The 25,101-nt window shown below is 60.7% G+C and carries 27 protein-coding genes; 9 read left to right on the top strand and 18 right to left on the bottom strand.

The features are described from left to right. Positions 1–126 precede the first annotated feature (126 nt). The gene (locus tag NV64_RS02515) at positions 127–1,020 is read left to right on the top strand and encodes a TIGR01777 family oxidoreductase (protein ID WP_056239462.1); all 894 of its coding nucleotides are present in this window, start codon (positions 127–129) and stop codon (positions 1,018–1,020) included. 194 nt (positions 1,021–1,214) lie between these two features. On the opposite strand, the gene NV64_RS02510 is transcribed toward NV64_RS02515, so the two are convergent. Next, a complete protein-coding gene (locus NV64_RS02510; RefSeq protein ID WP_056239460.1) occupies positions 1,215–1,538 on the bottom strand; it encodes a hypothetical protein in 324 nt (107 codons plus the stop codon). Between the two features lie 292 nt (positions 1,539–1,830). On the opposite strand from NV64_RS02510, the gene NV64_RS23065 reads away from it, so the two are divergent. Continuing rightward, complete coding sequence (locus tag NV64_RS23065; RefSeq protein ID WP_146005435.1) at positions 1,831–2,025, top strand: hypothetical protein; 195 nt, start codon at positions 1,831–1,833, stop codon at positions 2,023–2,025. A gap of 130 nt (positions 2,026–2,155) precedes the next feature. Here NV64_RS23065 and NV64_RS02505 read toward each other — a convergent pair whose 3' ends face one another. From NV64_RS02505 to NV64_RS02430, 16 genes are all read right to left on the bottom strand, one after another. Beyond that, complete coding sequence (locus NV64_RS02505; RefSeq protein WP_056239457.1) at positions 2,156–2,488, bottom strand: hypothetical protein; 333 nt, start codon at positions 2,486–2,488, stop codon at positions 2,156–2,158. A 326-nt stretch (positions 2,489–2,814) separates the two neighbouring features. Continuing rightward, complete coding sequence (gene hisP / locus NV64_RS02500) at positions 2,815–3,588, bottom strand: histidine ABC transporter ATP-binding protein HisP (RefSeq protein WP_056239454.1); 774 nt, start codon at positions 3,586–3,588, stop codon at positions 2,815–2,817. Positions 3,589–3,596: 8 nt separating this feature from the next. Continuing rightward, positions 3,597–4,313, bottom strand: a complete 717-nt coding sequence (locus NV64_RS02495; protein WP_056239451.1) for an ABC transporter permease — start codon at positions 4,311–4,313, stop codon at positions 3,597–3,599. After that, positions 4,310–4,996: a histidine ABC transporter permease HisQ gene (locus NV64_RS02490; RefSeq protein ID WP_056239445.1), complete on the bottom strand. Its 687-nt coding sequence runs from the start codon at positions 4,994–4,996 to the stop codon at positions 4,310–4,312. The genes NV64_RS02495 and NV64_RS02490 overlap by 4 nt, the downstream gene beginning before the upstream one ends. Before the next feature lie 74 nt (positions 4,997–5,070). Next, the gene (gene argT / locus NV64_RS02485) at positions 5,071–5,853 is read right to left on the bottom strand and encodes a lysine/arginine/ornithine ABC transporter substrate-binding protein ArgT (RefSeq protein ID WP_056239442.1); all 783 of its coding nucleotides are present in this window, start codon (positions 5,851–5,853) and stop codon (positions 5,071–5,073) included. Between the two features lie 253 nt (positions 5,854–6,106). Continuing rightward, a complete protein-coding gene (locus tag NV64_RS02480) occupies positions 6,107–6,676 on the bottom strand; it encodes a UbiX family flavin prenyltransferase (protein WP_056239440.1) in 570 nt (189 codons plus the stop codon). 69 nt (positions 6,677–6,745) lie between these two features. Continuing rightward, positions 6,746–8,263, bottom strand: a complete 1,518-nt coding sequence (gene purF, locus NV64_RS02475) for an amidophosphoribosyltransferase (protein WP_056239437.1) — start codon at positions 8,261–8,263, stop codon at positions 6,746–6,748. Between the two features lie 34 nt (positions 8,264–8,297). Then, positions 8,298–8,783 carry a colicin V production protein gene (gene cvpA, locus NV64_RS02470; RefSeq protein ID WP_056239434.1) on the bottom strand — a complete coding sequence of 162 codons (486 nt, stop codon included), beginning with the start codon at positions 8,781–8,783 and terminating at the stop codon, positions 8,298–8,300. 279 nt (positions 8,784–9,062) lie between these two features. Next, on the bottom strand, positions 9,063–9,842 hold the full coding sequence (gene dedD / locus NV64_RS02465; RefSeq protein WP_101505247.1) for a cell division protein DedD: 780 nt from the start codon (positions 9,840–9,842) through the stop codon (positions 9,063–9,065). Next, positions 9,832–11,094, bottom strand: coding sequence for a bifunctional tetrahydrofolate synthase/dihydrofolate synthase (folC, locus tag NV64_RS02460; RefSeq protein WP_056239424.1), 1,263 nt, complete (start codon positions 11,092–11,094; stop codon positions 9,832–9,834). Before folC ends, dedD begins: the two co-directional genes overlap by 11 nt. 69 nt (positions 11,095–11,163) lie before the next feature. Next, positions 11,164–12,072 carry an acetyl-CoA carboxylase, carboxyltransferase subunit beta gene (gene accD, locus NV64_RS02455; RefSeq protein WP_056239421.1) on the bottom strand — a complete coding sequence of 303 codons (909 nt, stop codon included), beginning with the start codon at positions 12,070–12,072 and terminating at the stop codon, positions 11,164–11,166. A 172-nt stretch (positions 12,073–12,244) separates the two neighbouring features. Next, positions 12,245–12,907: a DedA family protein gene (locus NV64_RS02450; RefSeq protein WP_101505246.1), complete on the bottom strand. Its 663-nt coding sequence runs from the start codon at positions 12,905–12,907 to the stop codon at positions 12,245–12,247. Between the two features lie 30 nt (positions 12,908–12,937). After that, entirely contained in the window at positions 12,938–13,753 is an 816-nt protein-coding gene (gene truA, locus NV64_RS02445; protein WP_056239415.1) for a tRNA pseudouridine(38-40) synthase TruA, read from the bottom strand. Then, a complete protein-coding gene (locus tag NV64_RS02440; RefSeq protein WP_101505245.1) occupies positions 13,753–14,763 on the bottom strand; it encodes an aspartate-semialdehyde dehydrogenase in 1,011 nt (336 codons plus the stop codon). The genes truA and NV64_RS02440 overlap by 1 nt, the downstream gene beginning before the upstream one ends. A gap of 146 nt (positions 14,764–14,909) precedes the next feature. Beyond that, positions 14,910–16,037: a 4-phosphoerythronate dehydrogenase PdxB gene (gene pdxB, locus NV64_RS02435; RefSeq protein WP_101505244.1), complete on the bottom strand. Its 1,128-nt coding sequence runs from the start codon at positions 16,035–16,037 to the stop codon at positions 14,910–14,912. A 121-nt stretch (positions 16,038–16,158) separates the two neighbouring features. Further along, positions 16,159–16,932, bottom strand: a complete 774-nt coding sequence (locus tag NV64_RS02430; protein WP_056239407.1) for an AraC family transcriptional regulator — start codon at positions 16,930–16,932, stop codon at positions 16,159–16,161. Positions 16,933–17,031: 99 nt separating this feature from the next. Here NV64_RS02430 and NV64_RS02425 point away from each other — a divergent pair, with 99 nt between their 5' ends. The 7 genes from NV64_RS02425 to NV64_RS24350 all read left to right on the top strand — a co-directional run bounded on the left by NV64_RS02425 (position 17,032) and on the right by NV64_RS24350 (position 24,700). Continuing rightward, positions 17,032–17,943, top strand: coding sequence for a DMT family transporter (locus tag NV64_RS02425; RefSeq protein WP_056239404.1), 912 nt, complete (start codon positions 17,032–17,034; stop codon positions 17,941–17,943). A 389-nt stretch (positions 17,944–18,332) separates the two neighbouring features. Further along, positions 18,333–18,860 carry a fimbrial protein gene (locus tag NV64_RS02420; RefSeq protein WP_101505243.1) on the top strand — a complete coding sequence of 176 codons (528 nt, stop codon included), beginning with the start codon at positions 18,333–18,335 and terminating at the stop codon, positions 18,858–18,860. 52 nt (positions 18,861–18,912) lie between these two features. Beyond that, on the top strand, positions 18,913–19,659 hold the full coding sequence (locus tag NV64_RS02415) for a molecular chaperone (protein ID WP_056239398.1): 747 nt from the start codon (positions 18,913–18,915) through the stop codon (positions 19,657–19,659). A 6-nt stretch (positions 19,660–19,665) separates the two neighbouring features. After that, positions 19,666–22,245: a fimbria/pilus outer membrane usher protein gene (locus NV64_RS02410; protein ID WP_101505242.1), complete on the top strand. Its 2,580-nt coding sequence runs from the start codon at positions 19,666–19,668 to the stop codon at positions 22,243–22,245. Further along, the gene (locus NV64_RS02405; protein WP_101505241.1) at positions 22,245–23,258 is read left to right on the top strand and encodes a fimbrial protein; all 1,014 of its coding nucleotides are present in this window, start codon (positions 22,245–22,247) and stop codon (positions 23,256–23,258) included. Before NV64_RS02410 ends, NV64_RS02405 begins: the two co-directional genes overlap by 1 nt. A 211-nt stretch (positions 23,259–23,469) precedes the next feature. Then, a complete protein-coding gene (gene flk / locus NV64_RS02400) occupies positions 23,470–24,501 on the top strand; it encodes a flagella biosynthesis regulator Flk (RefSeq protein WP_056239391.1) in 1,032 nt (343 codons plus the stop codon). A gap of 64 nt (positions 24,502–24,565) precedes the next feature. Next, positions 24,566–24,700 carry a hypothetical protein gene (locus tag NV64_RS24350; protein ID WP_255354464.1) on the top strand — a complete coding sequence of 45 codons (135 nt, stop codon included), beginning with the start codon at positions 24,566–24,568 and terminating at the stop codon, positions 24,698–24,700. On the opposite strand, the gene NV64_RS02395 is transcribed toward NV64_RS24350, so the two are convergent. After that, a partial coding sequence (locus NV64_RS02395; protein WP_101505240.1) for a rhodanese-like domain-containing protein occupies positions 24,697–25,101 on the bottom strand: 405 nt, incomplete at its 5' end. The genes NV64_RS24350 and NV64_RS02395 overlap by 4 nt on opposite strands.

Here is a 25,101-nt window from a genome sequence, read left to right as displayed (position 1 = left end):
CAACACCCTCGCCACGGCAGGTGAACAAATAATCTGCGCACGGCATTTGCCGTGCGCGCCATCACACGTCATCGGCAAATCCTGACCTATGCTAGAAGCAGACTGAAAGCAAAAAGGATCATCGCTATGCACATTCTTATTACCGGCGGCACCGGGCTGGTGGGCCGTCCACTGGTGTTACGCCTGCTGCAACGGGGTTATCAGGTCAGCGTGGTCACCCGTGACGTGGCGGCCGCGCGCGCGAAGCTGGGCGAACAGGTCAGCCTGTGGTCCGGCCTCGATCAGCAGCAGCATCTCAACGGCATTGACGCGGTGATCAACCTTGCGGGCGAGCCGATCGCCGCCAGACGCTGGAGCGAGGCGCAGAAAACCCGCCTGTGCCAGAGCCGCTGGCAGATAACCCAACGGCTGGCGGAGCTGATTGCCGCCAGCAGCGCGCCGCCGGCGGTGCTGATTTCCGGTTCGGCCAGCGGCTTTTACGGCAATACCGGCGAGCTGGTAGTCACCGAGGACGACCCGGGCCACAGCGAGTTTACCCATCAGCTGTGCGCTCGCTGGGAACAGCTGGCGCTGCAGGCGCAGAGCGATCGCACCCGCGTCTGTCTGCTGCGCACCGGCGTGGTCCTCAGCCCCGACGGTGGCGCGCTGGAAAAAATGCAGCTGCCGTTTAAGCTCGGCATCGGCGGGCCGCTGGGCAACGGCAAGCAGTATATGCCGTGGATCCATATTGAGGATATGCTGGCCGGCATTCTCTGGCTGCTCGATCACGCAACGCTACAGGGACCGTTTAACCTTGTGGCACCCTACGCGGTGCGCAATGAACAGTTCGCCGCGGCATTAGGCAAGGCGATGCACCGCCCGGCGTTTATGCGTACCCCGGCCACCGCGATCCGGCTGATGATGGGCGAATCCGCGGTGCTGGTGCTCGGCGGGCAGCATCTGCTGCCACAGCGGCTGGAAGCTTCCGGCTTCAGGTTCCGCTGGTACGATCTGGATAAGGCGCTGGAAAATGTGGTCTGACCACCGCTACAGTGCGTTATCCGTGCCCAAAAAACGGGGGTCTTATCGTTCGGCTTATCATCGCGGCGGCGGCGCAATCGGCAAGGCAGCCGGTAGATGCGGCGGCTGCCGCTCCGTTGCCTGAGATGCTGACCGCCGGTGATCGAGTTATCGCGCACGCTCAGCCATAGATCAGCCATAGAGTCGTCAGAGAGTCAGGCTTCAAGGAAAGCCATCCCCCCCAGCAGCAGACGTGCCTGAGCCCGCTCTTCCGGGCTGGCACCTTTATCGGTCACCTCCTGCATCAGGCAGGCATCCGGGTCCGGTAGCGCCAGCGGGCGCTGGCAGCCGGCGTGTTGATACCACTCAAATGACCAGCGCTGGCTTTTGCGCTGGTAGTAAATAGTCAGCCAGCTGCTGCAGTGCGCCGGATAGCCGCTGCAGACTTCAATCTTTGGGTCAAACAGTTCACTTGCGGCACGCAACAGCAGCAGAATGCTGCCGCCGTACCCATTGGCCAGTGTTAAAATGGTATGCATTCCGTCCCTCGAAGGCAGTGGGTAACGTATGGGGTGGTGCCCGCAGGCAGGCGTACTAAGGCTTAAAATAAATATAGCCTTAACCCTTAACTTTACATCGTCAAACGCTAAAAAAAATGCTGCGCCCGGAGGGGATAATTTCCGTATGAAGTTTTTGTTAAGCCGCATGCTACCCGGTTTAAATCCGCTACGCTTAGCTGTAGTGTGAAGTCGCCTGAGAGGCAACGCACGTGCAGCGTAGTAAGCAGACTTAACCAGCAGTATCTGACTCATGATAATGGATGGGGTACGCATGACGGAAAGTGAAAAGCGTTTACGTGAACAACGGATCCGGTTAACCGAAACTGAGCGTCGTTATCGCAGTGCCTGCAAATTACGCACCACCAGTTCGCGAGAGCTCGCCGATATGCTGTGCGAGCTTGAACGGCTGAAAGCAGAGTTTTTACCAGGGGTAGCAACCCAGTCAACTTCTACCGCTGCGCACTAAATTACCCTAACGCAGCCGGTATTTTCTGAAGCCTGGTAGAAGCTACCAGGCTTATTACGCAACGTTCAGATCCTGACGTCATATCTGCATAAGGTATGAATACATGATGCTTTAAAACGAGAACACCTTACTACGTTTTATCCTGCCGATCGCCGCGGGCGCGTTCATGCTGATCCGATGGCTGACGGGCTGGCACTGTGAAGCCAACGCTGTCCGCCTGCTGCATCTTCGCGAACCACACCGCGCCTTCACGGGATAGCGTTCCCGGCTGGTGAAACGCCTTCAGCCAGCTGCGCGCGGCGCTGATGGCAATCAGCCGCTCGTCGCTCGGCTCATTTTCCGCCATCACCTGTAACTCTGTCAGTAACGTCCCCAGCGTAATTTCCTCCCTGTTGAAGATAAGACTGACGGCCGCTTCACCAATAATAACGTGCCCTTTCTCTTCATCAGAAATAATCAACATCAACCTCCCGTAGTGAATAAATATATTTTTACTACGCCCTCATTATAGCATTTCAGAATTACCTCCCCTGATAACGGGATTATTCCTGGGCTATTTCAGAGAGAGGTAAAAACGATGGAACAAATTAAATCGACGATATTTATTAATATTAACCCGTTGAATCAACAACATGGGCTATTTACTCACGCGGGTTAAGGGTGCATTTTTCGGCCCGGTGCGGGCATCAGGACGAGAGGCTGGGGCGGTAAGGGCGTGCCGTAGGCGGCAGACCGGCATAAATCGGAGGGCTGACACGCCAGGGAGCTGCCCCCTGGCGTGTGACGTAATTACTTCAGCGCGCCGGAAAGGAACTGCTGCAGGCGCGGGCTTTTCGGACTGTTGAACAGCTCGTCGGGCGCCCCCTGCTCTTCAATTTTTCCCTGGTGCAGGAAGATCACGTGGCTGGAGACGTGACGGGCAAATTCCATCTCGTGGGTGACCACCACCATGGTTTTGCCCTCTTCCGCCAGCTTCTGCATGATGCGCAACACCTCACCGACCAGCTCCGGATCCAGCGCCGAGGTCGGTTCATCAAACAGCAGCACTTCAGGCTCCATCGCCAGCGCGCGGGCGATGGAGACGCGCTGCTGCTGGCCGCCGGAGAGGTGCACCGGATACTTGCCGCGCCCGCGTTCGTCGATGCCGACCTTATCAAGGTAGCGGATGGCGCGTTCGCGCGCTTCGGCTTTGCTCAGGCCCAGCACCTGAACCGGCGCTTCCATGACGTTTTCCAGCACCGTCATATGGCTCCACAGGTTGAAGTGCTGGAACACCATGGTCAGGCGGGTGCGCAGCGAACGCAGCTGCTCTTTATCCGCCACCTTTAGCTGGCCGTCGGTATCCCGCACCAGGTTGATGTTTTCATTATTGACCGCGATCGCCCCTTCGCTGGGTTTTTCCAGGAAGTTAATGCAGCGCAGGAAGGTACTTTTACCGGAACCGGACGAACCGATAATGCTGATTACGTCGCCGGCGTTGGCCTGCAGCGACACGCCCTTCAGCACTTCATGTTCACCGTAACGTTTGTGCAGCTCGGTGACGCTTAATTTATTTTCAGCCATCGTGTTTCTCAGTGGGACGAGGAAGGTTTAACGTGCGCCAGCCAGCGTTTTTCCGCTTTGCGGAACAGACTAATCAACACATATGAAATTACTAAATAGAGCAGGCCTGCCAGGCCGAAGGCGATAAACGGCTGGTAGGTGGCCGAGTTAATATCGCGGGCAATCTTTAGCAGGTCCGGCACCGTAGCGGTAAACGCCAGCGCCGTAGAGTGCAGCATCAGGATCACTTCATTGCTGTAAGCCGGCAGCGCGGTGCGCAGCGCCGAAGGCATAATAATGCAACGGTAGAGTTTAAAGGTCGAGAAACCGTAGGCGCGCGCTGCTTCAATTTCGCCGTGCGGGACGGAACGAATGGCACCGGCAAAGATTTCGGTGGTGTAAGCGCAGGTGTTCAGCGTCAGTGCCAGCAGCGTACAGTTAAGTCCGCTGCGGAAGAAGGCGTTCAACAACTCGCTGCCTTTCACCACTTCCAGCGTGTAAAAACCGGAGTAAAACACCAGCAGCTGCACGTAGAGCGGCGTGCCGCGGAATACGTAGGTAAACAGCCACACAGGGAAGCGCACCGCTTTGAACGGCGAAACGCGGGCGACAGAGAGCAGCACCGCCAGGCAGCCGCCCAGCACCACCGAGACCACCAGCAACCACAGGGTAATCGCCACGCCGGTCAGGCGATAGCCGTCGGTCCACAGCAGGGCCTTCCAGTACTCCTGAATAATATCAATCATAAATCAGCCCTTTTGACGCCCACCGAATAACGGCGCTCCAGCCACCACAACACGCCGTTCGACAGCGTGGTGAAAATCAGATAAATAACCCCGGCGACGATGGCAAAGTAGAACGGCTGCCAGGTGGTTTTACCGGCCAGCTGCGTGGCTTTAACCACATCTTCCAGACCAAGCAGCGAAACCAGCGCGGTGGCTTTCAGGATCACCTGCCAGTTATTGCCGATCCCCGGCAGCGCGAAGCGCATCATGCCAGGAAACAGAATACGGCGGAAGGTTTGTGCAGAGGTAAAACCAAAGGCGGTAGCGGCTTCAATCTGCCCTCTCGGCACCGCCATGTACGCGCCGCGGAAGGTTTCGGTAAAGTACGCCCCGTAGATAAAGCCCAGTGTGATAATACCGGCCACCATCGGGTCGATATCGAACTGGTTCAGGCCCAGCAGGTCGGTCAGCTGATTGAGCGCAATCTGCAGGCCGTAAAAGATCAGCAGCATCAGTACCAGGTCCGGTACGCCGCGAATGAGCGTGGTGTAGCCTTCAAATATGCCCGCCAGCAGGCGGCTGTTGGAGAGTTTGGCCCCGGCGCCAATCAGTCCGAGTATAACGGCGAACAGTACCGAGCTGAGGGCCAGCTCCAGCGTCACCATCGCGCCTTTAAAAATGACTTCAGAGTAGCCATAAAGCATAAGCAATATCCTGTCGTAATCTTTTCATCGTGTAACTGCACCCCGGACGCGCCGGGGTGCCAGACAGGTTTTACTTAACCGCCATATACATCAAAATCAAAGTATTTTTTCGCAATCTTGTCGTAGGTACCATCTTTGCGCAGCTCATCGAACGCTTTGTCGATGGCGGCTTTCAGCGCGGTATCATCTTTACGCATACCGATACCGGTCCCGATGCCAAAGATCTTATCATCTTTTACCGCCGGGCCTGCAAAGGCGTAATCTTTACCGGCAGGCTGCTTGAGGAAGCCTTCGCTGGCCGCCACTTCATCCTGGAATGCGGCATCGATACGCCCGGCGGTCAGATCCTGATACACCAGGTCCTGGTTAGCATACGGCGTTACTGTCACGCCGTGCTGGCGCCAGTTGTCGTTGGCGTAGGTTTCCTGAGTGGTGCCCTGCAGCAGGCCGATGGTTTTGCCTTTCAGCGCCTCCAGCGTTGGCAGCACTTTGGAACCTTTTGGCGCAATCAGACGTGAATTGGCGGCATACAGTTTCTCAGAGAAGGCGATCTCCTGCAGGCGCTTTTCGGTGATCGACAGTGAAGAGATCACCGCATCCACTTTCTTCGCCTTCAGTGACGGGATCAGCGCATCAAAATCACTCTCAACGAAGGTACATTTGGTCTCCATCCGTTTACAGATTTCATTAGCCAGATCGATATCAAATCCGATCAGCTGCCCCTGTGCGTTCTTCATTTCAAACGGCGCGTAGGTCGGGTCGGTGCCGATACGCAACGTTTTCGGGCCGGCGGCAAATGCGCTACCCGCGGCGGTGATTGACAGTAACAGGGAGAGAGCCAGGACCTGCTTTTTCATAAAAACCCCTCAGTTTTTTTATTATGGTCGTGATGTTGTTGCGCAGGTTGATCTGCAGGTTCCATGCCAGTGTAACGGCAATGCCTGCTTTTTATTGCGCGGTGGGCAAGATAGCGTAATTGCCCGGTTTGCAGAAGGATTTATAGCAGGTTTATGATCCGTTCGCGGCAAGAATGTTGCACGATGGTGCATCCTTTGCACAAAATGCGATTCAGCATCAACATTTGCACTAAAAGCGCTCACTCAGGCAAACTTATGCACCCTGCCAGCGCGTAAACAGCTCCTGATCCAGCTCAATATTAAACTGATCGAGTACGCGATTGACGGTCTGATCGACGATGTCCATCACGCTGGCCGGTCGGTGATAAAACGCCGGTACCGGCGGCATAATAATCGCGCCCAGCTCGGCGGCGGCGGTCATCAGCCGCAGGTGGCCGAGGTGCAACGGGGTTTCCCGCACGCACAGCACCAGCGGGCGACGCTCTTTCAGCACCACGTCGGCGGCGCGGGTCAGCAGGCCGTCGCTGTAGCTGTTAACGATGCCGGAGAGGGTTTTGATAGAGCACGGCAGAATGGCCATGCCGTCGGTTTTAAATGAACCGGAGGAGATACTGGCGGCAATATCACGCACGTCGTGCACCACGTCGGCCAGCGCCTGCACCTCGCGCAGGCTGACGTCGCTTTCCAGCGCCAGCGTCTGCCGGGCGGCGTTGCTGACGATCAGGTGGGTTTCCACGTCACTGACCTGCTGCAGTATCTGCAGGGTACGGATGCCATAAATCACGCCGCTGGCACCTGAAAGTCCAATAATGATTCTTTTCATCATCTCTCCTGAAAAAAAATGGGCCGGAATTGCTCCCGGCCCATTTTACCTGCTTACACAGCGTGGCGCTTAGCCTTCGTTGTGAATTTCCAGGTTTTCCGCTTCGTTCTGCCGTGCCACGGCTTTGGCATCGTCATTGCGCAGCGACTGCAGGTACTCGAGGTACTGCTGGTCAACGTCTTTAGTGACGTAGATGCCGTTGAACACCGAGCATTCAAACTGGGTGATATCCGGGTTCTCTTCACGCACCGCTTCAATCAGGTCATCCAGATCCTGGAAAATCAGCGCGTCGGCACCGATCAGCTGGCGGATCTCTTCGACTTCACGACCGTGGGCGATCAGCTCGGTGGCGCTTGGCATATCAATGCCATACACGTTCGGGAAACGAATTTCCGGTGCCGCAGAGGCGAGATAGACTTTTTTCGCCCCGGCTTCGCGTGCCATCTCAATGATCTGCTCGGAGGTGGTCCCGCGCACGATGGAGTCATCCACCAGCAGTACGTTCTTACCGCGGAACTCGGCACGGTTAGCGTTCAGCTTGCGGCGAACCGCGCTGCGGCGCAGGTGCTGGCCCGGCATGATAAAGGTACGGCCGACGTAGCGGTTTTTCACGAAGCCCTGACGGTAAGGCTTGTCCAGAATCCGTGCCATCTCCAGCGCGATATCGCAGGAGGTTTCCGGAATCGGGATCACCACGTCAATATCCAGATCTTCCCACTCGCGGGCGATTTTCGCACCCAGCTTGGTGCCCATGCGCACGCGGGCGCTGTAGACGGAAATTTTGTCGAGGAACGAGTCCGGGCGCGCAAAGTAGACGTACTCGAACAGGCACGGATGAACCTTCGGGTTCTCAGCGCACTGGCGGGTATACAGCTGGCCTTTTTCGGTGACGTAAACCCCTTCACCTGGCGCCACGTCACGCAGGAACTCAAAGCCCAGCGTATCCAGCGCCACGCTCTCAGAAGCCACCATGTATTCAATACGGCCATCGGCCAGCGGACGTTTGCCAATCACCAGCGGACGGATGCCGTTCGGGTCGCGGAACGCCACCAGGCCGTGGCCGATGATCATCGCCACGCAGGCATAGGCTCCGCGCACTTTCTTATGCACCGCGGCAATCGCGGCAAAGATGTTGTCCGCTTCCAGCGGATAGTGGCGGAACTGGTCCACTTCCTGCGCAAAGATATTGAGCAGAATTTCAGAATCTGACGTGGTGTTCACGTGACGGCGGCCGGTTTCGAACAGGCCTTTACGCAGTTCGTGAGCGTTGGTCAGGTTACCGTTGTGGGCAAGCGTGATCCCGTAAGGGGAGTTCACATAGAAGGGCTGGGCTTCGGAAGCGCTGGAGCTGCCTGCCGTTGGGTAACGCACGTGGCCGATACCCATATTGCCCTGCATACGCTGCATATGGCGGGCTTCAAAAACATCGCTGACCAGGCCGTTGGCCTTACGCAGACGGAAGCAATTTAACGCATCGATGGTGACGATGCCGGCGGCATCCTGCCCACGATGCTGCAGCACCGTTAACGCGTCATAAATCGACTGGTTGACCGGCGCAAAACCGGCGATCCCGACAATACCGCACATAATGACTTTTCCTCATGGCCGAACCCCGGTGCAATTACCGGGGCAAAAAACTCGACGAGCTTTTCAGGTAGTCAAAAAACCACCCGATGATGTAACTGAACTGAGGGATAAGCTTAGACTGTTGCCAGTCCGGGCTCTTAGCAAATCCGGTGAACGTATCGAGGAAAAACAGCATCGCGGCCACAATCAGCACGCCACGCAGCGCCCCAAAACAGACTCCCAGTACCCTGTCGGTACCCGACAGGCCGGTTTTTTCCACCAGCGAACCAATTACATAGTTAACGATCGCCCCGACAATCAGCGTGGCAACGAATAACACTGCAATGGCGATGCCGTTACGCACCAGTTCGTCTTCAAATCCGGTAAACCAGACGGCAAGAAAGGAGTAGTAATGACTGGCGACAAAGAATGCGCACCCCCAGGTGACGAGCGAAAGTGCTTCCCGTACAAACCCGCGGATCAGGCTGACCAGAGCCGAAAAACTGACGACCGCAATAATGACGTTATCTATCCAGACCATGAACGCTTCCAGTAATTACCCCTGGTATCCAGTTCGGGGCGAATTCTAACAGAAAAAGAAAACGTTTGCGTAGGCTTTTGCAGGGACGATTCAAATAATCATTGCCGTTGAAAAAACCAGCAAAAACCGCCCCGGTGCCGGCCTGAACACCCAAACGCAATCCGTTGATTTGCATTACATCCTAACGCCAGCGCCCGGAACAGCAGCGGGCTGTTCCGGGCGCAAGCAGGTTTTACCTGTTGATAGTATCGCTGCTGCCGTTCAGCGGCAGCCGTCGGATCACCGCGCGCTGTAGGGTTTAACCACCCCGCCCAGCCCGGAGAGACCCTGCAGTTCACCCACCGCCGCCTGCATCTTCGCCTTCGACGCATCCGGTCCGACAAAGATGCGGGTAATCTGCCCCTGCACCGGCGTGGCCGGTACGGTGTAAGCACGGTAACCGGAGAGCCGCAGCTTAGCGACGATCTCGTCAACCTTCGCCGCGTTCTTCAGCGCGCCCAGCTGGACCACCCAGGCCTGGCCGGTTGGCGCGCTCTCGGCCGGTTTGCTTTCCGCTGGCGGCGGCGTTTGCGCCGGCGTTTCCACCGCCTTCGGCTGCTCAACCACTTTTGGCGCTTCGACCGGCTTCGCTTTTTCCACCGGCTTTGGCTTCTCAACCGGTTTCGGTTTCTCAACCGGCTTCGGCTGGGTCACCACCTTCGGTTTTTCGACAACTTTCGGCGTGTTCACCGGCTGCTGGACCGGCGGTGGGGAGACCAGCGTCGGCTGGTTGCCGGCCTGCGGCGTGGTTGAGCCGCTGTCCGCCTGTGAATTGTTACCGTTGTCACGTCCGACTACCGCCGACCCGGCGCCTTCCGGCGGCTGGGCGGGCAGCGACTGGGTGACCGGCGGCACCAGATCGGTCTCCTGCTGATCTTCCGGCTTCGGCACCAGCGGAATGGCAGCAAACTCCTCTTTATAGTGCTTCTTTTTACCGTCAAGCAGCCCGGGCAGAACGATCACCCCGACGGCGACGATAATGATGGTGCCGACTAAACGGTTTTGAAACTTACTCGCCACTGCCGTTCTCCGTTGCCATCCATTCCATAACCGGTGCCACGGTGTGGAAAGAACCACACACCAGCACCACGTCCCGTTCACCGGCATGAGCCAGCGCCTGCTGATACGCCGCCAGCACCGAACCAAACGCCTGCGCGCCCGACAGGTGCGCCATCAGCTGTTCTGCGCTGGCCCCGCGCGGGCCGTCCAGCGGCGCGCAGTACCAGTGGTCAACCTGCGGGCTGAGGCACGCCAGGGTTCCGGCAATATCTTTATCGTGCAGCATCCCGACCACCGCGTGTACCTTACCGTCACCCGGCAGTTCGGCCAGCCGACCGGCCAGGTACGCGGCCGCATGCGGATTGTGCGCTACGTCGAGGATCACCCGCGGCGACTGCGCCACGGTCTGGAAGCGGCCGGGCAGCAGCGCCTGATGCAGGGAAGCGCGCACCACGGCATCCTCCACCGCCAGCCCGGAGGCTCGCAGCGCCGCCAGTGCGGTGGCCGCATTCGGCAACGGCACCTGCGGCAGCGGCAGCCCGCTCAGGCTGCCCTGCGCGTCGGTGAAGCTCCAGCTATCGCCGTCGGCGTGATACGACCAGTCGCGGCCCAGCTGATGCAGGTCCGCGCCCAGCTGCTGCGCCACCTCTGCAATGGTGTGCGGCATATCCGGTTCACCAACGATGGCCGGCTTACCGCCGCGGAACACCCCGGCTTTCTCCCGCCCGATGCTTTCGCGGTCCGGCCCCAGCCAGTCAACGTGATCGAGGGCGATGCTGGTAATGGCCGCCACGTCAGCGTCGACGATATTGGTAGCGTCCAGCCGCCCGCCCAGCCCGACTTCGAGGATCGCCACGTCAACCTGCGCCTGCTTAAACAGCCACAGCGCCGACAGCGTGCCGTACTCAAAATAGGTCAGAGAGGTGTCGCCGCGCCCGGCTTCAATCGCCGCAAAGGAGGCCGTATGGGCCGATTCAGCCAGCTCAGCGCCCTGGATGCGTACCCGTTCGGTGTAGCGGATCAGGTGCGGGGAACTGTAGACGCCGACGCGATAGCCGGCGGCCATCAGCACGGTTTCCAGGGTGCGGCAGGTGGTGCCCTTGCCGTTAGTACCGGCAACGGTAAACACCACCGGGGCGGGTTTCAGCAGATCGAGGGAGGTGGCAACGCGACGCACACGCTCCAGACCCATCTCGATTGCCTGAGAGTGTAAATGCTCAAGATAATAAAGCCACGTGGCAAGAGGCGACGTGGCTTGAGGAAGAGTGTCCATGTATCCCGTTCACCGCGTTTCGGTTCATTGGTAAAAGGGATCGCCAGGCGATCCCTTTCTCATCATCGGTCAGGCCTCGGGGCTCTGCGGGGCAGCGGGGGCTTCAGCAACGATATCTTCCTGCGGCGCAGGCAGGTTCATCATCTTCGCCAGCACGCTGGCCAGCTTAAAGCGCATCACCGGACGGCGGACGATCATATCGATCGCACCCTTCTCGATCAGGAACTCACTGCGCTGGAAGCCCGGCGGCAGCTTTTCACGCACCGTCTGCTCGATTACGCGCGGGCCGGCAAAGCCGATCAGCGCTTTCGGTTCAGCGATGTTCAGATCGCCGAGCATCGCGAAGCTGGCGGAGACGCCGCCCATGGTCGGGTCGGTCAGCACCGAGATATACGGCAGGCCACGCGCCTGCATCTTGGCCAGCGCGGCGCTGGTTTTCGCCATCTGCATCAGCGACATCAGCGCTTCCTGCATACGCGCACCGCCGGAGGCAGAGAAGCAGATCATCGGGCAGCCGTCTTCCAGCGCCTGTTCAACCGCACGCACGAAACGCGCGCCAACCACCGAACCCATTGAGCCGCCCATAAAGGAGAACTCAAACGCGGCGGCCACTACCGGCATGCCGTGCAGGGTGCCTTTCATCACGATCAGCGCGTCGGTTTCGTCGGTCTCTTTCTGCGCCGCGGTCAGACGATCTTTGTACTTTTTGGAATCCCGGAATTTCAGCAGATCTTTCGGTTCCAGCTCGCTGCCCAGTTCAACCAGTGAACCTTCATCCAGCACGCTGTGTAAGCGGGCGCGACCATGCATACGCATGTGGTGGTCGCATTTCGGGCAGACTTCCAGATTGCGCTCCAGCTCGGCGCGGTACAGGACCTGTCCGCAGCTGTCACACTTGGTCCACACCCCTTCAGGAATGCTCGCTTTACGCGATGGGGTAGCGGTGCTTTTACTGAGAATTCGCTCAATCCAGCTCATTGATGACCTTTCTGTTTGAACCTGGTGCCCCGTTGGGGTTAGCCAGTTTTTTCTTTTTTTGTGCTGTCACTCATGCGCGCAGCACAAACCATAAATTGTCGCTCATTAAACCATAACCGCCGGAGACTGTGGATAAAAATCTGGTCACCGACGTCTGGCCTGAGACGTCCGCTTAGCGCTGTGGCTGTTTTCTTGCCGCGCGGCGGTGACGCCACACTTCAATTACGCCTGGCAGAATCGACAGCAGGATAATTGCCACAATCAACAGCTTAAGGTTTTCCTGTACCGCGGGCATATTGCCAAACCAGTAGCCCGCATAGGTAAACAGCACCACCCACAGCAACCCGCCCGATACGTTGTACAGGGAAAAATGACGCCAGGACATTTTGCCCATTCCGGCCACAAAGGGCGCGAAGGTACGGACGATCGGCACGAAGCGCGCAAGAATAATCGTTTTCCCGCCGTGGCGCTCGTAAAAAGCGTGGGTTTTATCAAGATAGCTGCGGCGGAAGATCTTCGAGTTGGGGTTACTGAACAGTTTGTCACCGAACAGCCGCCCGATAGTGTAGTTCACCGCGTCGCCGAGGATCGCCGCCGCCACCATCAGCGCCACCATGGTATGCACGTCCAGATCGTTGGTCGGCAGCGCCGCCAGCGCACCAGCGACAAACAGCAGAGAATCCCCCGGCAGGAACGGCGTAACCACCAGCCCGGTTTCACAGAACAGGATCAGGAACAGAATGGCGTAGATCCAGAGACCATACTGCGCCACCAGCTCGGCGAGATGCACGTCGATATGCAAAATGAAGTCGATAACAAAACGAATCAGATCCATTCGGGCGTCCTTTATTACATCAGTCGAAGGTTAGTCGGCAAGGAACAGCGGCCCCATCGGCGGGCGCGGTAAGTCAAAGTGCTCGGGGTAATCCACCGCAACCAGATACAGCCCCTCGGCGCGGGCGGTAGCGGCGGCCAGCGTGCGGTCTTTGGCCGCCAGCAAATCCGCCATCCAGGTTTCCGGCTGGTTACCGCAGCCGACCTGCATCAGGCTACCGACGATATTGCGCACCATATGGTGTACAAAGGCGTTAGCCTTGATGTCGACCACCACGTAGGAGCCGTGACGGCTGACGTTCAGATGCATCACGTAGCGCATCGGCGTGCGCGACTGGCACTGCACCGCGCGAAACGAGGTGAAATCCTGTTCGCCGAGCAGGCACTGCCCGGCGCGCTGCATCTTCTCCACGTCCAGCGGATGGTAAAAGTGGGTGATGCCGCCGCCGAGGATCGCCGGGCGCAGCCGCTCGTTGTAAATCACGTAGCGGTAGCGCCGCGCCGTGGCGCTGAAGCGGGCGTGGAAGGTCTCCGGCACCGCCTTGACCCAGCGCACGGCCACGTCCGCCGGCAGGTGGGTGTTGGCACCCAGCGTCCAGGCGGCATCCTTACGCCGTGCGGTGGTCTCAAAATGCACCACCTGGCCGGTGCCGTGGACGCCGGCGTCGGTGCGTCCGGCGCAGAACACCACGATCGGCTGATCGGCTACCTGCGACAGCGCCTTCTCCAGGTGCTCCTGCACGCTGCCCACCTCATTCTGACGCTGCCAGCCGTAGTAACGGCTGCCGTCATACTCGATCCCCAACGCCATTCTTAACACCGGCTGTGGCGCACTGCTGTCAGACATCAGTAAAAATACTCCTGCACCAGCCGTTCAGCGGTTTTCACCGCCATCAGCGCGCCGCCGAAGCGCACGTTGTCGGCCACCGACCAGAACTGCAGCAGCTCAGGGATGCCGTAGTCGTTGCGCACCGCACCGATGCTCAGATGCGCGCTGCCGGAGGCGTCGCCCACCGGGGTCGGGAAATCATCTTCGCCGGTCAGGTTGATATCTTCCCACTGCGCCAGCGCGTCGCGGGCTTCGTCAGCCGACATCGGGCGCAGGTTTTCCACCTGCACCAGCTGCGCGTTACCGTAGAACACCGGCGCCTGCACGCTGCTGACCGAAATCGGCAGGCCTTCATCCTGCAGCACCTTACGCACCTGCTCTACCAGGGAGCGTTCCTGCGCCACGCTGCCTTCGGCGTCCGCCAGCAGCGGCAGCAGGTTGAACGCCAGCTGGCGGCCAAAGTAGCCTGCTTCCGCCGGCAGGCCGTTCAGCAGCCGGGCGCTCTCGCCGGCCAGCGAATCAACCGCGACTTTGCCCCGTGCCGATACCGCCAGCAGGTTAGTCACCTGCAGACGGCCCAGCCCGGCGTTATCAATCAGCGGTTTAATCGCACACAGCAGCTGGCTGGTCAGCGCATCCGCCACGGTAACGATATTGCGGTTGCGGTAGTCGGCCAGCACCTGCGGGTTGACGTCCGGCACCACCAGCGGCACGTCCGGCTCAAGCGCATACAGGTCGCTGCTGTCGATCACCAGGCAACCGGCGCTGGCCGCGTCTTCCGCGTAGCGCGCCGAGGCTTCACGCCCGGCGGCGAAGAACGCCAGCTGCACCTGCGACCAGTCAAACTCTGCCGCATCGGTCACCCGCAGCGATTTCCCCTCAAAACGCAGAACTTCACCGGCGCTGCGTTCGCTTGCCAGTGCATACAGCTCACCAACCGGGAACTGGCGTTCCGCCAGTATTTCCAGTACAGCTCCCCCTACTGCGCCTGTTGCGCCCAGTAGCGCGATATTCCAGCCGTCAGACATGTTGGTTTACTCCCGACCTTGACATAAAAAAGAGAGGCGGTGCTGTCACCGCCCAAAGATTCAGATTTTTCCCGCACCGCGCCCGGCTTAACGCTGTACGACAGAGACGCCCGTCCGCCGGGGGCCTCGCCGTCGCCGGTTACGGATTACTGCAGGATGGCGTTAAAGCCCAGTTTCACCAGCAGTGCGGCGGTGGCCGCGTTATCGCACACCACCTGCAGCGACGACCACTCGCGCCGCTCCTGATAATTCTTGCGCAGGCGGTCAAACTCGCCCGGGATCGCCGCCACCCGGCGCAGCGGCGCATCGTCGCGGCGCACATCATACACCAGATGCACCAGACGTTTCAGCGTTGGCTGATCCAGCTCGCCGCTGAGGGTAATAGTGCCGAATTCGGCCGGCGGCAGCAGGGTGTCCAGCGGCACCTGCTGCGGCTGGCCGATAAACTGGCTCCACGCCTCGAACACCTGGGTGGTGCCGCGCGCCTTGCCTTCCAGGGTGTAGCCGGCGATGTGCGCGGTGCCGATATCCACCTTCTCCAGCAGCGGCACCGACAGGTCCGGCTCCGGCTCCCAGACGTCCAGCACCACGCTCAGATCGTCACGATCGTCCAGCACCTGCAGCAGCGCGGCGTTATCCACCACCTCACCGCGGCAGGCGTTAATCAGAATGGTGCCCGGCTTCAGCGCCCGCAGCAGCGCCTCGTCGGCCAGGTGCAGGGTCTGATACGGCCCCTCTCTGAACAGCGGCGTGTGGAAGGTCAGCACGTCGGCTTCGGCCACCAGGTCGGCCAGCGGCAGGAAGTCGCCGGCGTCACCGCGATCGGCACGCGGCGGATCGCACAGCAGCGTACGAATGCCCAGCGCCTCCAGCCGCGCCTGCAGGCGGCTGCCGACGTTACCGACGCCGACGATGCCCACGGTACGATCGGTTAAGCGGAAGCCGTCGCGCTCGGCCAGCAGCAGCAGCGCGGAGAAGACGTACTCCACTACCGCAATGGCGTTACAGCCCGGCGCCGCCGAGAAGGCGATCCCCTGCTCGCCAAGATACGCCTCGTCGATATGGTCGGTGCCCGCGGTGGCGGTGCCGACGAACCTGACCGGTTTGCCGGCCAGCAGCGCGGCGTTAACCTGGGTCACCGAGCGCACCATCAGGCCATCGGCATCTTCCAGTTCAGCCTGCGGCACCGGGCGGCCGGGCACGGCGACGACGTTACCGGTGCGGCTGAAGAGTTCGCGCGCGTATGGCATATTTTCATCAACGAGGATTTTCACAATCGGTTTCCAGTTCGGGGAGCGTGAGGGGCGTTATTCTGCCATAAAGCGCCGCCGCGGACACCTGCGACCGCAGCGGGCGACAAAACATTACATGTGAGCACGGTAGTGCTCCGGCACATTACATGCGCGCGCGGTAGCGCTCCGGCGTGGTGCCGGACTGCTGCTGGAACATGACGATCAGCGCCGACGCGGAGCTGTAGCCCAGCGCCAGCGCCACCTCCTGCACGCTGAGGTTCTGTTCCAGCAGCGACACCGCGTGCAGAAAGCGCAGCCGCTGACGCCACTCGCTGAAGCTGAGCCCCAGCAGCGCCTGGCAGCGGCGCGACAGCGTGCGTTCGGTGGTGTAGACCCGCGCCGCCCACTGCGCCAGGGTAGTGTTATCGGCCGGGTTGCGCTCCAGCGCCTGCAGGATCGGTGCCAGCTGCCGGTCCTGGCAGCTGGGCAGATAGCTGGCTTCAATTTCCGCCTGGCGCAGCCGATCCAGTAGCACCTCGCACAGGCGCTGGTCCTCAGCCGTGTGCGGCACCTCCAGCTGGCGGGCGGCCACGTCATCCATAATCGCCTGAACCACCGGGCAGACCCGCAGCAGGCAGGCGTAGGTCGGGAAGCCGTAACAGCGCTCTGCGGCGATATTCAGGGTGCGGAAATGGGCCTGCTTATGATTGTAGCTGGCGTGCAGGGTGCCCGGCGGGATCCAGATCGGGATGTTTGCCGGGGTGAGCAACCGTTCGCCATCCACCTGCATCTCCAGTACGTTGCATTTAACGAAGATCGCCTGCCCCCAGACGTGACTGTGGGGCAGATATTCGGTCTGCGCGTTGGCCTGTTCAAAGCGGAAAAACAGCGGCTCACCGGCGGCCTGTGGGGGAATATAGGTCAGTTGCTGGACCACGTTGTCTGCTCCGAATGAAAACTTGTCTGATTATCGTTATCCATTTCAAATGAGACAGCATTACACTGCACAGCACCGTTTGCAACACTGAGTCCCATGATGAATTTCCTCTATCCCCTGCTGGCCGTTTTTATCTGGTCGGTTAACGCCGTGGTCAGCAAAATGTCGGCCAGCGCCATCGACCCCGCCGCCATCTCCTTCTACCGCTGGCTGATCGCCCTGCTGGTGCTGACCCCGTTCGCCCTGCCCGGCGTCTGGCGTAACCGCCGGCAGATTGCGCAGGTGTGGTGGAAACTGCTGGTGCTCGGCCTGCTGGGCATGGTGCTCTATCAGAGCCTCGCCTACTACGCCGCGCACAGCGTCAGCGCGCTGTTTATGGGCATTCTGAACGCGCTGATCCCACTGCTCACCGTGTTGCTCAGCGTGGTCCTGCTGCGGCTGGCCCCAACGCTGGGGATCCTGCTCGGCAGCCTGGTCTCCTTTGCCGGCCTGGTGTGGCTGGTTAGCCAGGGCAATCCCGCTCAGCTGCTAAGCCACGGCCTCGGCCACGGCGAGCTGATGATGTTTGCCGCCTCCGCCTCCTATGCGCTGTACGGCGTGCTGACCAAACGCTGGGCGCTGGACCTGCCGAACTGGCAGAGCCTGTGGGTGCAGATACTGTTCGGCGTACTGCTGCTGACCCCCGGCTTCATGCTGGCACCTGACGTCAGCCTCAACGCGCACAATCTGCCGCTGGTGCTGTTTGCCGCCATTCCGGCCTCGGTGCTGGCACCGTTCCTGTGGATCCAGGGCGTGATGCGCCTGGGTGCCAGCACCGCCAGCATCTTTATGAACCTGGTGCCGATCTTCACCGCGGTGATTGCCATCCTGTTCCTGCACGAATCGCTGCACCTGTATCACTTTATCGGCGGCGGCCTGACGCTGGCCGGGGTGGTGATGGCCCAGCGCCTGCGCACTACGCTGCGCAGGCGGAAACATCAGCCCGCCGCGGCAGCACCCGAGGTCGAGTAATCTCTGGCCGCCGCTAACCTTAGCAGCGGCCGGCAGCAAACCCACCCGATCGGCACCGCTGCTACCCGCCTCTGTCTGGCCGGGACGGCCCGCCTCTCAGCGCCAGAGAGGGCTGGCCATCCTTTCGCCCGTTTGCATCACGTCAAACGCCATTCAATAACTCATCCTGCCAGTAAATCACCCCCACCTTACCCTTTTTCACGATATTTCCTCCTGCATGACAGCTAGGTAAAAATCGATAACATCGCATTAATCGATTATTTGGCTGTTTTGCTATTTACCATTTTTCACGCTGATTTAAGATTGATCTCATAGGGCCTGAAATAAATACTCAGGTTCTATTCACATCGACAATCAATAATTCAGGCAAGATTAAAAGGAACTTACCTATGAGAACTTCGCTTTTCCGCGCGTCGTTAGTCGCCGCATCGCTGCTGTCCATTTTTGCTGCCAGCGCCTATGATGGCGTTCTGACCTTCAAAGGTGAAATTACCAATACCACCTGCAAAATAAGTGTCAATGGTAACGGCAGTACCACCGAGATCACCTTCCCGCCAATCTCCGTCACCGCGCTGCCTGCGGCTGGCTCAGTAGCGAATGTCCAGCCGATTGTGATGCAGCTCAGCGAGTGCCAGAACGCAACCGAAAATACCCGTGCGCTGTTTGAGAGCCTCAGTTCCGACCCGATCACCGGCAACCTGGTTAATATCGGCACGGCCAGAAACGTTCAGGTGCAGCTTCTTGACCAGGATCGGCAAAAAATCACCGTCAATGATCCGTCACAGAATCAGGGGCCTTCGTTCAAAATTAAAGATAATGCAGCAACGCTAAAATATTTCGCACAATACTTCGCGGTGGATAAAGTCGTGGGCGGGAACGTCTATTCCCAGGTTAATTACTCAATCAGTTATTTCTGACGCTTACGTCATTTACTGCAGTATAAAGTAAATAACTCCAGGGACAGTGGCTATGTTAAGGCTGAAAAGGATTTCATGGCGTACGTTCGGGCTGCTGCTGCTGCTGCCGGTGGCAGCTGCAGCCAACGTACTGGTCAACGGCACGCGGGTGATTTACCCGCAGAACCAGCGTGAGGTCGGCGTACAGCTGAATAACGACAGCAATCTGCCGTCGCTGGTACAGGCGTGGATCGATAAAGGCGATCCGGAACAGGACCTGAGTAAAATCAACGCGCCTTTTGTTCTGCTGCCGCCGATTTTCCGCATGGAGCCGCACACCGGTCAGACGCTACGTTTGACCTGGACCGGGGAAGCTCTGCCGACCGATCGCGAGTCGGTGTTCTGGCTGAACGTGCTGGATATCCCGCCCAAAAATGCCGCGCTGGCGGGGAGCAACACATTGCAAATGGCGATCCGCACGCGCATTAAAATTTTCTTTCGCCCGACCGGCTTAACGGCAGAGGGCGCCGTCTCGGCGGCCAGGCAACTGCACTGGCAAACGGTCACGACTGACCCCCGCGCCTTACGCCTGGACAATCCCTCCCCTTACTTTATCAACCTGTCGCGCATGGTTATCAACATGCCGGGTAAAACGCTGACCAGCCTGAGCGGGGAGATGATCCCGCCGCTGAGCAGCGCGACGGTGCGCATGGACCAGCCCGTCGGCAGGCTAATGAACCCGACGATTAGCTACCACATTATTAACGACTACGGCAGCGAAACAACGGTGGATATCAAACCGACCGCAGACCGGAAATGATGGCGGATGGATCGGTACCCTTACCGCCGGCGCCCGGTGCAGCATAACGATCGGCGTCAGCAGCGCGAGGTCGGGCAGCCACGCCTGCCGCTCGCCCTGCTGCTGCTAATCCTGCTGCCTGGCGCTGCCCGGCCCGCCACCGGCGGCGGCGAGGCGCACTTTGACCCCGGATTTCTGCACAAGCTCTCCCAGCCGGTAGATCTCACGCTGTTCGAGCGCCCCTCCCCGCTGCCACCGGGCCACTACCATCTCGACCTGCGTGTTAACGGCCGCCCGTACGGGCAGGGAGAGATCACCGTTAAACGCACGGCGGCAGCGTCGACGATCTGCGTCGAAAAAGCGCTGCTGGGAATGCTGCCGGTGAAGCCGCAGGGGATCAACAGCGCCGCACTGCGGCAGCTTGACGATGAGGAGCAGTGCGTGACGCTGCCGCAGCTGATCCCGCAGTCGCGGATCCGCGCCGACCTCAGCCGTCTGCAGCTGCACATCAGCCTGCCGCAGGCGCTGCTGCAACACAGCGCCCGCGACAGCATCAGCCCGCAGCTGTGGGATGACGGCGTTAACGCGCTGCTGGCAGGCTACGACAGCAATTACTACGACTCACGCCAGGGCGGCACCCACTACCGTTCCTTTTACAGCGGCAACGAACTGGCGCTTAACCTCGGCGGCTTTCACTTTGCCCACCGCGGCACGCTCAGCTGGCAGCCGGAGCGCGGCAGCGACTACAACAGCCTGTTTAACGCTCTACAGCACGATGTCACCGCGCTGAACGCCCGGCTGACGCTGGGCGATGCCGATACCAGCGGCTACCTGTTTGACAGCTTCTCCTGGCGCGGCGTTTCACTGGCCAGCGACGAGTCGATGCTGCCGGACTCGCGCCGCGGCTACGCGCCGGTGATTCAGGGGATGGCGCAGAGCAACGCGCACGTCAGCATCCGCCAGGGCAATACGCTACTGCTGGAGACCAGCGTGCCGCCCGGCCCGTTTCAGATCGACGATCTCTATCCCACCGGCTACGGCGGCGACATTGAGGTGACGGTCAGAGAGGCCGACGGACGTGAAAGCCGCTTCAGCGTGCCTTACGCTTCGCTGCCGCAACTGGTCAGGCCCGGTAACGGCCTGTTCAGCGTTACCGCAGGTACGCTGCGCAACCTGAACCAGCCGGGAAGCCCGAAGGTCATTCAGGGCACGCTGCAGTACGGCGTCAGTAATCTGCTCACCGGCTATGGCGGCCTGCTGACCAGCGAAGGCTACCGTTCGCTGCTGGCCGGCGGCGCGCTGGGCACGTCATTCGGTTCGATTTCGCTGGATACCACCACCGCACAGACCCGTACCGGCGGGCGGCTTCGTCAGGGGCAGCGCTACCGGCTCGCCTACAGCAAAGTCTTAATCAACAGCCAGACCACCCTCTCCGCCAGCGTTTCACAGCTCTCATCGCCGGATTACCGCGACCTTAGCGACGCCGTCCAGTGGATATATCAGCAGAAGCACCCTGAGTATCCCGGTTTCGGCCAGCTGCGCCAGCCGCGCAGCCGCATGTCGCTCACCCTTTCCCAGCGTTTACCGCAGACATGGGGGCAACTGAATGTGGCGCTGCTAACCCAGCGCCACTGGAGTAATGACGGCCAGGATAACCAGCTACAGGCCGGATACAGCAACGCGTTTGGCTCTCTCGCCTGGTCGCTCTCCGCCAGCCGGGTGCGCAGCCGCGGCGGCGAAGAGATGCTGTTCGCCCTGCGCATTGCGCTGCCGCTCGGTAACACGGCTCACTCGCCGTCGCTGAATATGAACCTCAGCCGCAGCAATCAGGGTTCCGGCAGCCAACTGGGGCTGAGCGGCTCACTGGACGAGCAGTTGCTCGACTACGATCTTGGGCTGAACCGCGATGAACAGCAGAACAGCAGCGCCAGCCTGGCCACCAGCTGGCACCTGCCGGCCACTACGCTGGATAGCAGCATCAGCCTTGGCGGTCACAGCCGCGCCTGGTCAGCCGGGCTGGGTGGCGGCGTGGCGCTGGTGCGCGACGGCCTGATCTTCAGCCCCTGGTACAGCGACACCATGGCGCTGGTTAGCGCGCCCGGTGCTGCGGGGGCTGGCATCAGCGGCTACCCCGGAATAAAGCTGGACGGCAGCGGGCGGGCGCTGGTGCCCTGGCTGATGCCTTACCGACGCAATGAGATCGCTATCGATCCACTGGGCCTGCCGCAGGACGTGGCGCTGCGCATCACCAGCCAAAAAACCGTGCCGCGTGCCGGTGCGCTGGTGCGGATGAACTTTGCCACCCGGCTCGGCCAGCCGGTACTGATCCACGTAACCCGGCCTGACGGACAGGGTCTGCCATTCGGCGCACAGGTGAGTAATACGCACGGCGATCCGCTTGGCAGAGTGACACAGGGCAACACTATTTACGTGCAACTTCCCCCCGGTCTCACCCACATGCGGGTGACCAGCGGTGAACAGCCTTTGTGCCAGATTGCCCTGCAACTCCCCGTAGCTATCGCCAAACCTGGCGGGATCCGCCAGCTCAACGCCGTCTGTCTTCCGATGACGGCTCGTTCCCTTCCCAACCCCAACGAGAAACCGTGATGAGCCTGCGTACGCTGTTGCCGCCCACCCTGTTCACCGCACTGCTGTGCGCCAGCCTGCCGCCCTGTGCCGCGGCGCTCAACTGCGTCTCTGAGCAGGGGCAGAACCTGCCCCTCAACGCCCGCAGCGCCGGGCCGTTAAAAATCTCCGCTTCGCTGCCGGTCGGGCGGGAGGTGTTCCGTCAGCGCTATCCGTTGAGCGTCTGGTGCAGCATCAGCTCGCCGCAGTCGCAGGCAGAGAACCTGTGGCTGCATCGCCGTGACAGCAGCACCGCGCTCGGCAACGGCCTGACGCTGTTCACCACCCTTAACGGTGAACGCAGCAGCGAACCGGGCAGCGTCGACAGCGGGCTACGGGTCGACAACCACGCCGCCGCGGACGGGCAACCGTCGCAGCACTGGCAGCGGCTGACCTTCAGCGTCGAGGTCAGCATTGTGAAGACCGCGGAGACGCCGCCCGCCGCCGGGCGGGCGGCGCTGGTCAGCCCGCAGATCCCGCTGCTGGAGATGGGATCGCAACAGGGTGGGCAGCGGGTGACGCTCCTGCTGCAGGGGGCCGACCGCTGGCTGACCTTTGTGGCGCAAAGCTGCCGGGTGCGCGGCAACGCCTCCATGACCGTCTCACTCGGCGGGGTCAGCCTGCGCGGCACCCGCGGCGTGGGTGCCACCAGCAGCGATAAACTCTTCCAGCTCAATCTGCTGTGCGACCGCGAGGTGGCGGGCAGCGTTGACGTGATGCTACAGCTGGACGGTGAGTCACCGGCCGGCGTCAGCGGCGCCGGACTGGTGGCGCTGAGCGCGCAGCCGCTGGCCGCCCAGGGCGTGGCCTTGCAGATTCTGCACGGCGAGGGCCGTACCCCGCTGACGCTGGGGCAAGCCTGGCAGATTGCCCGCTATCCGCTGACCGAGGGCGGCATCAGCGTACCGCTGATTGCCCGATACTATCAGTACGCCACCCACGTTAAGGCCGGAAAAGCGGATGCCACCCTCACATGGACCCTCAGCTATCGCTGATCGCCGGCGCAGGATGCAGGATGCAGGATGCAGGATGATAAGGAACAGAGGAACAGGGCGTGATGACGGAGAAGCAGAAAAAAGTCGTGGAAAGCGGTACGAACGGGCCGCGCCGGTCTGTTTATCAGCCAGCGGGATTGTTATCATAGCCGATTACCATTCTGTGTTTTCCGGCGGCCCCGGATCTCGACCCTGACTGAAGGATTTCGCTATGCAACCGTTAAGTGGCCCCGGTGCACCTCTCCCTGCCGATCGTCCGGCTATTGACGCCCCCGGCGGCACGCCGCGCGCCCTGGCCGGCGACCAGCCGCTCACGCCGGCGCAGCGCACCACGCTGGAACGCCTGATCGTCAAAATTATGGCGCTGAGCACGCTGAAAGCGCCGGAGCTGTGGGCCGGTTTACGCCATGAGGTGGGGGTAAAAAACGATGCCGGCCTGCTGGCGCGCCACTTTCCACAGGCTGAGCAGTTTCTGAATACCCGGCTGAGCCAGGTACAGGACGGCCACGCCACGCGCCAGCTGCTGCAGCAGCTCACCGATCGGCTGCCGACCGGCAACAACCGCCAGGCAGTGAGCGACTTTATCCGCCAGCAGTTTGGCCACACCGTACTCAGCTCGCTGAATCCCGACCAGCTGCGCCAGGTGCTGACCATGCTGCAGAACGGCCAGATGGCTATTCCACAGCCGCAGCAGACGCCGCCGACCGGCCGCACGCTGCTGCCCGCCGAGCAGCAAACGCTTAACCAGCAGGTTACCCGACTGGCGGCCACCACCGGCGAACAGCCGGTGAAGCTGTGGGCGTTGGTGCTGAAGGTAGTGAACCTGCACAGCGGCGATCCGATCCCCGCGCGGGTGTTCCCGCTGCTGACCCAGTACCTGCACGCCAGCCAGACGCTGAACCAGCAGCCAGCCCCCACCCTGCATCAGCTGACCGCCGTGCTCAAGCAGCCGCCGGACAGCGGCGAACAGCGCATGCTGGAAGAGTACAGCCAGCAGCGCTTCGGCACGCCGCCGCAGTCCGTACTGACCCCGGCACAGGTGCAGGATCTGTTAAACCTGCTGTTCAGCCGCCGCGCCAGCGCCCTGCAGGAGCTGCCGCTGGCCGCCAGCCAGATCCGCCCGCAGCCGCTGACCGGCAACGCGCCGCCGCCGCTCCCTCCTGCCCCGCGCAGCAGCCGAACCTGGTTTACCGCCTTTGCGGCGGCCATCGTGGTGATGCTGATCCTGTGGATCCTGCTGTAAAGCTGACGTCTCCTGCGGTCTGCGGTCTGCGGTCTGCGGTCTGCGCCGTCAGGATACCTTTGCTATGACAGCGATTACAGACATGTGCTGTTTTGCCGCACCGGCGGTGCGCATCCGGTGCCGGTCTGCTGAAAGCCAGCGCTACCGGCTGGCGGGTAACTGCCAGCCGGTAGCGCTGAAGCGGGAAGTTTCAGTTTAACAACCACACTCCGGCTGGCTGCTCTGCTGCGGCCAGCTGCCCGGCTCAGTGCCCGCCGCCAGCGGATGCTGGTCCCGCTGCCAGAAATCCAGCCCGCCGATCAGCTCCTTCACCCGCAGCCCGGCGGACGCCAGCTTCCACGCCCCTTTGGTCGAGCCATTGCAGCCGATGCCGTCGCAGTAGGTGATGTAGACCTTAGCCCGGTCCAGCGCCGCAAGGCTTTCTGCCGTCATCAGGCGATGGGGAAAACTGACCGCGCCGGGAATATGCCCGCGCTGATAGTGCTGCTCAGATCGGGTATCAATCACCACAATCGCGTCAATGCCCTGCGCCAGATCCGTTGCCAGATCCCAGGCATCGGCGTAATGCGCCAGTTTTTCGGCCAGCCGCTGCGCGCTCTG

Source organism: Erwinia sp. B116 (genome assembly GCF_002865965.1).
Lineage (GTDB): Bacteria > Pseudomonadota > Gammaproteobacteria > Enterobacterales > Enterobacteriaceae > Erwinia.
Note: the sequence above shows the minus strand (reverse complement) of the source record. Positions and strands in the feature narration are given on the sequence as shown.